Annotated in this window: 12 protein-coding genes; 4 read left to right on the forward strand and 8 right to left on the reverse strand. The window is 36.5% G+C overall.

The window, feature by feature from the left end; genetic code table 11:
* Positions 1-5: 5 nt before the first annotated feature.
* The 4 genes from HMPREF0381_RS00870 to HMPREF0381_RS00885 form a co-directional block, all read right to left on the reverse strand.
* Positions 6-770, reverse strand: coding sequence for an ABC transporter permease (locus HMPREF0381_RS00870; protein ID WP_008749958.1), 765 nt, complete (start codon positions 768-770; stop codon positions 6-8).
* A complete protein-coding gene (locus HMPREF0381_RS00875) occupies positions 754-1,677 on the reverse strand; it encodes an ABC transporter ATP-binding protein (RefSeq protein WP_008754574.1) in 924 nt (307 codons plus the stop codon). The genes HMPREF0381_RS00870 and HMPREF0381_RS00875 overlap by 17 nt, the downstream gene beginning before the upstream one ends.
* Positions 1,678-1,780: 103 nt before the next feature.
* On the reverse strand, positions 1,781-2,698 hold the full coding sequence (locus tag HMPREF0381_RS00880) for a sensor histidine kinase (protein ID WP_008749960.1): 918 nt from the start codon (positions 2,696-2,698) through the stop codon (positions 1,781-1,783).
* An 8-nt stretch (positions 2,699-2,706) separates the two neighbouring features.
* Entirely contained in the window at positions 2,707-3,399 is a 693-nt protein-coding gene (locus HMPREF0381_RS00885; RefSeq protein ID WP_008749961.1) for a response regulator transcription factor, read from the reverse strand.
* A gap of 267 nt (positions 3,400-3,666) precedes the next feature.
* On the opposite strand from HMPREF0381_RS00885, the gene HMPREF0381_RS00890 reads away from it, so the two are divergent.
* Positions 3,667-4,707, forward strand: a complete 1,041-nt coding sequence (locus HMPREF0381_RS00890) for a YeiH family protein (protein ID WP_008749962.1) — start codon at positions 3,667-3,669, stop codon at positions 4,705-4,707.
* Between the two features lie 233 nt (positions 4,708-4,940).
* On the opposite strand, the gene HMPREF0381_RS00895 is transcribed toward HMPREF0381_RS00890, so the two are convergent.
* The 4 genes from HMPREF0381_RS00895 to HMPREF0381_RS00910 form a co-directional block, all read right to left on the reverse strand.
* The gene (locus HMPREF0381_RS00895) at positions 4,941-5,570 is read right to left on the reverse strand and encodes an RloB family protein (protein ID WP_008749963.1); all 630 of its coding nucleotides are present in this window, start codon (positions 5,568-5,570) and stop codon (positions 4,941-4,943) included.
* Positions 5,570-6,736, reverse strand: coding sequence for an AAA family ATPase (locus tag HMPREF0381_RS00900; RefSeq protein WP_008749964.1), 1,167 nt, complete (start codon positions 6,734-6,736; stop codon positions 5,570-5,572). Before HMPREF0381_RS00900 ends, HMPREF0381_RS00895 begins: the two co-directional genes overlap by 1 nt.
* A gap of 397 nt (positions 6,737-7,133) precedes the next feature.
* Positions 7,134-8,537 carry a macrolide family glycosyltransferase gene (locus HMPREF0381_RS00905; RefSeq protein WP_008749965.1) on the reverse strand — a complete coding sequence of 468 codons (1,404 nt, stop codon included), beginning with the start codon at positions 8,535-8,537 and terminating at the stop codon, positions 7,134-7,136.
* A gap of 62 nt (positions 8,538-8,599) precedes the next feature.
* Positions 8,600-9,079, reverse strand: coding sequence for a rhodanese-like domain-containing protein (locus HMPREF0381_RS00910; protein WP_008749966.1), 480 nt, complete (start codon positions 9,077-9,079; stop codon positions 8,600-8,602).
* 206 nt (positions 9,080-9,285) lie between these two features.
* Here HMPREF0381_RS00910 and HMPREF0381_RS00915 point away from each other — a divergent pair, with 206 nt between their 5' ends.
* From HMPREF0381_RS00915 to HMPREF0381_RS00925, 3 genes are all read left to right on the forward strand, one after another.
* A complete protein-coding gene (locus HMPREF0381_RS00915; RefSeq protein ID WP_008749967.1) occupies positions 9,286-9,972 on the forward strand; it encodes a response regulator transcription factor in 687 nt (228 codons plus the stop codon).
* Positions 9,962-10,954 (forward strand): sensor histidine kinase, encoded by a 993-nt coding sequence (locus tag HMPREF0381_RS00920; RefSeq protein WP_008749968.1) that lies wholly within the window; start codon positions 9,962-9,964, stop codon positions 10,952-10,954. The genes HMPREF0381_RS00915 and HMPREF0381_RS00920 overlap by 11 nt, the downstream gene beginning before the upstream one ends.
* Positions 10,955-11,104: 150 nt before the next feature.
* Positions 11,105-11,860 (forward strand): ABC transporter ATP-binding protein, encoded by a 756-nt coding sequence (locus HMPREF0381_RS00925; protein ID WP_008749969.1) that lies wholly within the window; start codon positions 11,105-11,107, stop codon positions 11,858-11,860.
* The last annotated feature ends 28 nt before the right edge of the window (positions 11,861-11,888 follow it).

An 11,888-nucleotide genomic window follows, 5' to 3' on the forward strand; every position in this document is an offset into this window, starting at 1 on the left:
ACCTCCTATATTTCTGTACGTTTATAACTGAACAGGGACAGTAGAGTAAAGGCAATTCCATATGCAACCAGAAGCCCGAAAGCAACCGGTGTTGATAATGTGTATGGAAGTATATAGGAAAGTGCTTGCTCCACAGGAACGATACCCAAATACCACTTGCCTGTAATACAAATCGGTAAAGCGAATGTGAGCCTATCTAACACCGATCCTCTGCCTATTGTCTGCACCGTCACAAATCCAAGTACAGCATAAATTAATACAATAATGATTGAGAAAACTTTACTTTTATTGCAAACAATTATAATCGCTATAACCGGTACGGTAGCCAAAAAAACAAAAATTCCAAGCCCTATTGAAACTGAAAATAAAAACGGAACATCTGATATTTTACCAATAATCAGACCTCCGATAAGTGAAGCTGCATAAGCCGCCAATGTATATATTAATGACAAAAGAAACAATACCGTAAGTTTAGTTAAAAAGATATTTGTCTTTGATACCGGAATGACCAGCAGATTTTTTAAAGTATCACTGTCCTGTTCCATAGAAAAAAGTATGATTGCAACGATTCCAAGCACACATGGCAAAAACAGAATATCATCAAACATTACAACAGCCCGAAACAGCTGAATAAATGACTGCCCGTCTTTTGCCATAGCAATAATCAAAGGAGTCGGAAATAAACAGGCCGCAGCTATGGTAAGCTTAATAAATCTCTTCCGTCTCAATTTTTTAAATTCACATCCCACAAGTTTAAGCAATTCCCTCACCCCCTGTTACACGTTTAAAATAATCTTCCAGTGTCTCCTCACAAGTATGGGCTTCGGACACCTCCAATCCGGTTTCTACATATGCGGCAACAATTTTTCCCACGGGTAAATCAAGGTTATACAGGTTGAGATTGTGATCGTCATGAACAAGAAAATGTGTCTCATTAAATGTTTTTTCCAAAACCATTGCGGCTTGTGCCGAATCCGAAACAGTGAAATGAATGTGGCGACTGCTCTTTTGTTCAAGTTCTGCAAAAGTTTCTTCTTCCAGCAGTACGCCACGGTCTATGATACCGATATCATCCGCAAGCAAGGCGATTTCCGAAAGGATATGGCTGGAAAGCAGAATTGTCTTACCCCTCTTGTTGCAAAGTTCTCTGATGAATTTCCGTACCTCAGCAATCCCGATTGGATCAAGCCCGTTGATCGGCTCGTCCAGTATCAAAAGCTCCGGATCATGCATGACTGCAAGTGCAATTGCAAGACGCTGTTTCATTCCCAGTGAGTATTGAGAAAACAACTTTTTATCTTTATACGGCAGGCCGACTAAATTCAGTGCATCCTGAATAGAGTGGTTGTTGGGAACACCACGCAGTATTGCAAAAATACTCAGGTTTTCTGTCCCGGTCAGATTCGGATAAAATCCGGGAGACTCGATCATGCTTCCTATACGTGGAAGCACTTTATTTTCATTACCATGCAGAGGCTCTCCCCATAACAGGACTTCCCCAATAGTAGGTTTTGTCAGACCCAAAAGCATTTTCATTGTGGTTGTTTTACCCGCACCGTTTCTGCCTAAAAGACCGTAAACCCGTCCTTTTTTCACATGAATATTCAAATCGGCCACGCTTTTTTGTGTGCCGTACTGTTTTGTCAAATGTCTTGTTTCAATAATATATAGGCTCATACAAAAAACCTCCTTTGTATTACTCATATTGTAGCATGCCAACCTTGCATTAACCTTACAATTTAAAAAACAGCCGGCCACATAGCCGACTGAATATAATACATTATTTTAAAAGAGGCAAGGTCAGAATAAATGTCGTACCTTTCCCCAAGCCGCTTTCAACACATAGCTGCCCTCCCATCTTTTCTGCCAACTGGTACGCAATAGACAGACCAAGCCCGCTGCTTTTATTGCTCCTGCTCTTGTCACATTTATAAAGGCGTGAAAAAATATGTTTAAGCTCCTCTTTTCCAATGCCGATGCCGTTATCTTCTACTGACAATCTCATTACACCCTCATGTTTTGTGAAAAGCACATCTATTCTATCTGCCATGCTGTGTGTAATAACATTTTGCAACAGATTATTTATGATCCGCAAGTAACTGTCCTGATTAAGATTAACTGTGACTGCCTGATCCGGTATCTCTATAGAGTATTCGATACCCTGCTCCTCCAAAAGAGGTATCCAGTCAATCAGAATATTGCGGGTCAGTTCTGCCGCCTCCACACTTTGTATCTCCATAGCAAATTCATCTGAATTGAGCTTAAACCAATCAAACAAAACATCAATATATCCTTTGAGGTCGTAGGCTTTATGTCTTGATATTTCGATGTATTCCTCACGTTCACTACCGGTAACACTGCCTTTATGTACCGCATCCAAATATCCGATCAGTGTTGTCAAAGGTGTCCTCACATCATGTGAAAGGCTTGTCATAAGTTGTTTGTTCATTTCATCTGTCTGCTGAAATACTGCTATTTTGTCCTCATAAGCTCTTATAATGTCATTGATTTCATATACAAGAGGAGAAAGCAGCTGACCGGGATAGGCAAGAATGCGGCGGTTTCCGTTTCCGTTTCTCACATCAAGCAAAGCTTTTGAAATCTCCCCAATTTGCTGTCGTTCCCTGTGCAGAATAAGTACGGAATAAATAATGACAAGCATGGTAACGAATGTAAGAACAATTATTAAAACTTCCATAGTAGAGATCACACCTCCTTATTGAAACGGTAGCCGATACCCTTTACCGTCTGTATGTACTTCGGATTTCCGGGATCCGTCTCCAGCTTCTTACGCAGGCGACTGATAACAGACATGATATTGCTGTCATCATAAACATAAGGTTCACCCCACACTTTTTCATAAATTTGCTGCTTTGTCATAATTCGTCCCTGATTTTTTGCACAAAACAAAAGCAAATCAAACTCTTTGGGAGGAAGTTCAAAAGTCCCCTTTTCAGTTGTGAAAGATCTTGTATCAAGGTCAATAATAAGGCCGTCATAGTTAAGTGTTTTTGCCTCGTTCCCGTTTCGGTTAAACATTGTATAACGCCGAATCAACGAGATAATGCGTGCAAGCAGTTCCTCCATAACAAATGGTTTTGTCATATAATCATCTGCTCCGTTACGCAGTCCGCGCACTTTTGAAAAGCTGTCATTTTTTGCTGTAAACATCAGAACAGGTATGCAACTCTCTTTTCTAATCTGTTCCAATGTGTGAAACCCGTCAAATCCCGGCATCATAACGTCCAAAATAATAAGCTGATATTCATTTGACTTTAGTTTTTCTAAACCGACCCGTCCAAAGTGGCAACATTCCGCCTCTATACTTTCCTGTAAAACTGTATGCCTAATCAGAGCACACAGTTCACGGTCATCATCAATAACCAAAATCCTGTTCATTCCCTTATCTCCGTCCTTAATTCTATTATATTTTCTGCTCCACCCTCATCTTTTCCGATGTATGTTATTTTTTTACAAGTCCGTTATTTACATTTTCATAAAACTGTCTATCAATCAAAACCGACGGTGTTACAATTTAACTATACCACAACAATCCCTATGATAAGAAAATGTAAATACTATTTTAAATATTTTTTTATTCTAATTTTCCCTCCCCTATTGTACTATAATCGTACTGTTAAAATATCCTGAAAGGATTGATCATAAATGAATTTATTTAAAAAATTTATATCAGAGAACTGGCTCGGTCTGTTTATATGTTTTATTATTGCTCTACCCTCATGGACTCTTGGTAAGAAGTTTCCGGTGATAGGCGGTCCAATGATTGCTATCATTACAGGCATGATTATTGCCCTTTTTTGGAATGATAAGAATGAGGCGGAAAAGGGAATAAAATTCACTTCAAAATATATTTTGCAGACCGCAGTTGTTTTCTTGGGCTTTGGTCTTAATCTAAATGTTATACTTCAAACCGGCAGGCAGTCATTGCCCATTATTTTATGTACCATATCCACATCATTGATTATTGCCTTTATTCTTCACAAAATAATGAGAATATCAGGCAATATATCCACACTTATAGGAGTGGGTTCCTCAATATGCGGCGGTTCCGCCATAGCTGCCGCTGCTCCTGTGATTGATGCGGATGATGATGAGGTGGCACAGGCAATATCAGTTATTTTCTTTTTTAATGTGCTGGCAGCACTGCTTTTCCCGATATTGGGAAAAATGATAGGTTTTGATACTTTAACAGGTGAGGCCTTTGGAATCTTTTCCGGTACCGCAATAAATGATACTTCCTCTGTAACTGCTGCCGCTTCTACATGGGACAGTATGTGGAATCTTGGTACACAGACTCTTGATAAAGCCGTTACGGTAAAACTGACAAGAACTCTTGCTATTATACCTATAACTTTAGTACTTGGAATAATAAAATCTCGTACCTCATATGAGGAAGATATGGATTTTGATCTGATGAAATCATTTCCGGTATTTATAATATATTTTATTATTGCATCTGTTATTACTACTGTTGCCTTATATATCGGCATACCTTCAAATATCTTTGCTCCATTGAAAGACTTTAGTAAATTCTGCATTATCATGGCAATGGGAGCAATAGGGCTCAACAGCAATATAATCAAGCTGGTAAAATCAGGCGGAAAGCCTATTATTCTTGGAGGAATATGTTGGATGGGTATTACTTTTGCAAGCCTTATTATGCAACATATACTTAAAATATGGTAAACCTCTATTTTCTCATACTTTACTATACCAAAAAATTAAACTGACTCTATCTTAAAAATACCTATGCAACTGTACAGTCAAGCAACCTGTTATACTTGACTGTACAGCACCACATTAATTTGATATCGCTTTAATTTGATGAATTAAAGCGATATCAAAAAAAGTCTGTCATGAAATTTTTATCATTGAATTGACAGCTTTCTGTCATTATATACACTTCTACAATGGTGTATTTATGTTCTTTTACTATTTAAAAACTCAACCAGCTCATAGACTGTTGTTACCGGATTACTATCCCGACAGATCACAGCAACCTGATCTCCTGTTAATCGCTCCACTCGTTCTTTTGCGTACTGAATAGCTTTCGGCTGATGTTCCTGCAATTCTTCAAAAACATCCACGCTTTTTCCGTAGTTCTCCAGATACCCTTTATTTTTCAAGATATCACTTACTGTAGAGGAATCTTTCAAATATCCATTCCGTTTTTCAAAGTGGAGCAAATACCAATATTCAAATGCCGGATTGGAATATGCGATTTTGTACCCATGTTTCTCCGCATAGGAAATTGCGGCTTGGAGTTCAGAGTCTTTATTATCATCACAATCGAATACACACCAAAGCCGATCTCCATCTTTTGGATAATAGTCAGCTTGAGAAATTAAAGATTTTGCATGTCTAACCAAATGTTCCGCTGCTTTATGTTTTGACGGAATTGGGATAATATCCACCAGGCAGTTTCGTGAACGAAAATGTTTGAAATAAAGTGTCTCTGTTTCTTTTCCTTCGCATATGATATAAACAATCGGTCTACGCTTACGCTGCTTCACTTTGTTCGGATCGTACTCTTTTCGCATCTTACTCATCAGGTGTCACCTCCGATAAAAGGGATTGCACCAAACCGTCCCCGGAGATAACCTTTGCGTACATTTTCTCCTTTTCTTGGAGAAAATGATGCCAGAGAGTAAAGCTCTGTTGCACAAGTCCCATCGTTCTTTTCAGCAAACCAAATCTGATCTCTACGGAAGAAATTCAAATCAAGTAGCATTACATCATGTGTTGTAAAAATCAGCTGCGTTCCCTTTGTATTGATAACCTTATCCTGCACCATTTCAATCAGCCTTCTGGTTAAAAGAGGATGCAGACTATCTTCAATTTCATCAACAACTAAAAGTGTGCCGTTTTCAAGTGCCTGCAACCACCCGCCAATGCGGGAAAAAAAATGTTGTGTACCGACAGATTCCTGCTCCATTAAAAGCCGAAAGTATTCTGTTGTACCATCCTCGTTAATAATTCGATGTGTTGTCATAATAACCGGGATTTCACCGGAAGTATTCTTGATTGTAACATCGGTAATTCCAAGATCCGCAAGCAACAATTCTTTTAAGATTTGAGCTTTCTTATCGTCACCACCGGCAATCTGAGCAACGGTTTCTGAGGTAGCAGGTTCTTCATCCATCAGGAATGTCAACTTTTCCAGAAACCACTGATAAGCATTTTCCGTCTGAGGCAGGTTCCAGTCATTAGATGACACCAGATAGAGCTTATTATCCGGTGTTCGATTGCTTAGAGTTACCTGTTCATTTACATTTTCCCGGAACTCATACACTCCGTTTTCTCTTGAAAAAATTAATGCTTCACGGCCATTCGGCCGGTGGTAAAGATACTCTTTGTAAATCTTCTTTGCATCAAAAGAAAAACCGTATGTGTAACGAACGCCATGAAAAATAAATACCATCTCAAAAGAAGTCGAATCCTTTGTTCCACCAAACGGCTCCCACGGCAACTTTTGTCCCTTAGAAACTTTTGCCGCATTTCCTACAACCATTTCTTTCATCGTCATCATTGCGTGTAATACATTACTTTTTCCGGCAGCATTGGCACCGTAAATTGCAAGTACAGGCAGCAACGCCTTCTTTTCATCCGGACGAAGCAGATATTCTTCAAATGCCTTATCCTTAGAGGCCGCAAAACTGATTACTGCACTGCTCTTTATTGACCTGTGATTTTCAACTGTAAACTGAATAAACATAATTGAATACCTCCATTCTCAGTATTCGTATCTTTAACCGCTATTATAGCGGTTAAAAACGCTTTGGTTAATATTTATTAATTATTTTTGCAGTTTTTCTTCGGAATTTGCAAATAAATCCTTTCTCAGCTATTTTTCGTAAAATATTTATCATACTATAGCCTACCATCTCAGTCTGAACGACTTAGTCAGTGGCCAAGATCGTAAGTAAGATACATCCACCCGTACACCATGTCTTGAATTACATTATTTCAAATCCTGCACCTTATCCAACGTCCAAATTTCCGCTTGCGACAATCAGCAATAGTAATTTCAAAATTTTTTGCATGATTATCATTTCATCTCCGATTCATATTTTTTTACCTCAATTTAGAATTCTTCCACAGTGAAATGCTTTTTAAGTATCAATTCTTTTTGTTAATTTTTTTATGATGGATGTGTACTGTTTTTTCTGTACACTCCTGCCTATCGGTACAGACATTATGCCGGCAGCAACGCCAATGATCCACACATATTTTCGGCTTATGAAAATTGCTATAAGGGCAATTGCTATTATAATAATTGACAGGTATACGATTTGAAACCTTACATTTGCTTTGTTTAATTCACTCAATACATCAAATCCCTCAGATACATGTGGAGCTTTTTCTATAAATTTTGCAGCCCCTTCTGTTCCTATACATGAGCGAAAATCCTTACTGCAATCTTTTGCAGCTATGCTATAAGAGTTATTATTTAAAACTTCCTGCACGGCAGCACGAATGCCTTTGACAGAATCGTCAGTAAGCATAATCCCCGCTCCGATTTCTATCGTTCTTCTTGCCACTGCCCGCTGTTCACTTGTCTGTGGATAAAGAACAAGCGGTGTAGCCATATAAAGACTCTCTGAAACACTGTTCATACCGCAGTGAGTGATAAATACATCTGCCTTTGAAAGTATATCCAATTGATCAACATATGGGTATACTTGAACATTATCCGGCAATACCCCCAGTACCTCTCGGTCCATAGTATTGCCACATGATATAATAATGTCCGCATTCTGATCTTTTAGTGCCTCAATACATCTGCTATAAAAATCCGGTCTGTTATTAATAACCGTTCCCAGAGAAATGTAAATAAGCGGTCTTTTCTTTTCCTTATCAGGTTCATTTTTTGAAAAAACTGATGGACCGATAAAGGCATAATGTTTTGAAAAGCTCTGTGCATATGGTTGAAAACGTCTTGAAGTATAGACGACTGAATCTGTATTATTATCACTTTGAACCAAAGATAAGGCGCTTCGAACATGATATCCATACGGCTTTAATTTCTTTAATTCCTTAGATATTTTCGGCAACCCGAAAATCATATCCGCCAGTTCTTTCGGTGAATTTTTCATATACTGTGAAGACATTTGATTAAAAGCAAATGTGCTTGTGGATACAACCATCGGTACACCATGTTTTAATGCATTAAGTTTTCCCCAAAAACAGATAGAGTCCGTATATACAACATCCGGCTTAAATGACAGAAATTCATTATGCAAAAACATATCCATTGCAAGCGTAGTACGAATACTCTGTATTGTCATTTCAGTGACAGATACATTTTTAAGCTCCGCTTCCTCCCTTTTTGTAAGCTTTGGAAGATAAGAATCACAGGATATAAACTCAGCTCCGGTTGCATCTATTTTACTTTTAAATTCATTAAATGAATAAAACCTGACTGTATTCCCTCTACTGACCAGCTTTGCCGCAACAGGAAGCATGGGGTTTGTGTGACCATGTGCAGGGATACAGAAAAAAGCTATCCTTTTCAATCAGTGTTACCCTCCTTTTCTCCATATGCTATACCGAATAATTAATCAAATATTCTGCCATACTAATTACTGCCTTTTTCGGTTTCACCTGTCCAATCCTTAATACCGCCAAACTCATAGACATTGGTATAGCCCATATCGGCCAGCTTTTGTGATGCCTGTCTGCTGCGGTTTCCGCTTCTACAATATACCAATATCACCTGTTCCAAATCCGGCAATTCCTTCGGCTGTTCAGTTCCTATACTCTCATTCGGGATTACTATAGCTCCCGGAATATGTCCTTCATTGTATTCTTCCTGACTTCTTACATCCACAATCACATGACCGTCATCATTTGCCATCATCTTTTTTGCGGTTTCCATGTCAATATGTGTGTATCCGCCTTCCTTCTTAGCGGCATCACTCTTTTTAGCAGTATCTTTTTGACTCTCACTTGATGCAGTAGATTCAACTTTTGTACTCTCTACCTTATTTGCTGTACTTGAGCATCCTACTGATGTCAATAAAACTCCCGTTAATATTAAACATGCTATTCTTTTCATATGATATATCCTAACTTCTATAAACCTATTTATTATTTATACAATAATCAGTTTCTCTTAATATTGTATAGAGTGCATTATATCATAAACTCGACTATGTAGTCATCAATAAAAGAACTTAAACGTAATTCAAATATATCTTAACTTGACAGATTCGTAAGTGTTATACTATAAAATATTTCAAAAAATAAAAAAGGATAAAAAATATGACATTTAAAATATGTATGATTGAGGATGATTCAGATCTTGCAAATATCGTTAAGGAGTACCTTATCAGATATGATTTTGAGGTCTTTATTTGTGAAGATTTTAAAAATATAGATAAGTTTATCAAAAAGCACAGCCCTAATTTAATTTTACTTGATATCAATATTCCATACTATGACGGCTTTTACTGGTGTAATGAAATCAGAAAAATAACCAAAGTTCCGATTATATTTATGTCTGCAAGAACCGAAGATTATGATCAGGTAAGAGCCATTATGAGTGGTGGAGATGACTATGTTACAAAACCTTTTTCATATGAACTCCTGCTTGCAAAGGTGAATTCTCAGCTTAGGAGAGCCTATGGCGAATACTCAGGAGGTGAATCGACACTTGAGCTTTATGACTGCTCCTTTAATAAGTTGCGCTTTACATTAAAATGTAGAGATAATCAAATAGACCTGGCAAAAAATGAAGCTATCTTAACAGGTATCTTGTTTGAAAGTTATCCGAATGTGGTAAGCCGTGAAAAGATACTTTCTGAAATCTGGGACAGTGATATGTTTGTGGAAGAAAATACTTTGAATGTAACTGTCAGCAGGGTGAGAAAAAAGCTTAAAGATCTGGAATCGGGATTAAAGGTAATCACTGTAAGAGGAATGGGATACAAGGTGGAATATGAAGAATAAAGATGCTTTAAAATTATTTTTTTCAGACAACGCCTTTATATGTCTGATTGTATTCCTTACACAATTTTTTTTCTTCGGAATACTGTTTATGGTTAAGGGAATCTGGTTTGAAGAGATTTTCTATTTTGTATTTTTAGTGTTTTTTATGCTGACTTTATTTATTTTAATCAGATTTTATAAAGTAGGAAGAGTATATGAAAAACTTTTACTTAAGAGTAAACTTTTAAATGATTATATAATTGAAGAACCCAGGAGTGATTTTGAAAAAAATTATAATCTGATGATTGATGAAATAATAAAAATTAGCAGTGACAAGGAAATAGCACAAAAACAGGATAAAAAAATACAAAAGCTTATGATATACAGATTTGTTCATCAAATGAAGACACCTCTGTCAGTACTTAAGCTTATTTATGAAAATAACGGTGACAAGGATGATTACAAAAGAATAGGCAGAAATATTAATACTTTAGAGTATAATCTCAATCAAATTCTTAATATCTACAAATTGGATGATTTTAAGAATGATTTTGTATCTGAAAAAGTATTTTTAAAAAATGTATGTAAGGACAGTATCAACGATCTGAAAGACTATTTTATCAGCTCACAAATCTATCCTAAACTTGATATAGAAGATGATATTTATGTTTATTCAGACTCCAAATGGCTGAAATTAATTATTCACCAAATCCTAACCAATGCAATAAAATACAGTAACAGTAATCGGAGTGTAAATGTAACAGCAAAGAAAAAAGGCGATAGAGTATATCTGTCAATTATCGATTATGGTATCGGAATAGAAAAGGCTGATTTAAAAAGTATTTTCGAATTGTTTTATATAGGGAAAAACGGGCGAAATAATGCCGACTCAAGTGGGATAGGTCTTTATATAGTAAAAAAAGTCAGTGAATATTTGGGTCATAAGTTAGAAGTCGAATCTGATATAAATAAAGGTACAACAATAACCGTTATATTTCAATAAAATCTATAATCCGATAACATTACAAAAATGTAAGCTTATGTAATGTTACCGGATTTTTATTTTATACTGTCTTTGATAAAATCATTACATACTTGATAAAGACCTTGGAGAGGGTCATTAAAAAATACTACAAAAATTTTGGAGTACAATATGATATTAAAAGTTTCAAATCTTGAGAAAATATATAAGGGTAAGATATCCTTCAAAGCCTTGGAAAATATAAATATGGAAGTTTCTGAAGGTGAGTTTGTAGCTATAATGGGTCCAAGCGGAAGCGGAAAAAGTACATTTTTAAATACAATATCAACTATTGATAAACCTACTGCCGGATCTGTTTTAATTGCAGGAAAAAATCCTTATGAGATGAATGCAAAACAGCTTTCGACTTTTAGAAGAAAGGAACTGGGCTTTGTATTTCAGCAGTTTAATCTAATCAATACTCTAACGGTAGGAGAAAATATCATACTTCCGCTTACACTTGATAAGGCGGATGTTAAAACAATGAAAACAAAACTGGAAGAAATCAGTGAACTTCTTGGACTTTCCGATTTACTTCATAAAAGAACCTATGAGATTTCAGGAGGTCAGGCTCAAAGGGTAGCTATAGCAAGGGCTGTAATCAATGAACCTTCAATACTGCTTGCAGATGAGCCTACAGGAAATTTGGATTCAAAGGCGGCAAAGGATGTAATGAAGCTTTTTAAAAAACTGAATGAAGCTATGCATGTAACTATCATTATGGTAACTCATGATCCTAATATTGCATCATATTCAGATAAAACCTATATCATAAAAGACGGCAATATTTATCAGGAAATCATTAACAGAAATGATAATAAAAATTATAGAAGAGAGATACTGAACACTATGAGTTTGCTTGGAGGTGATGACATTGACATTATTTAATTTTGCATACAATAATATAAAAAGAGAT

Origin of the sequence: Lachnoanaerobaculum saburreum DSM 3986, assembly GCF_000185385.1 — a bacterium.
In the GTDB taxonomy this organism is placed as follows: domain Bacteria; phylum Bacillota; class Clostridia; order Lachnospirales; family Lachnospiraceae; genus Lachnoanaerobaculum; species Lachnoanaerobaculum saburreum.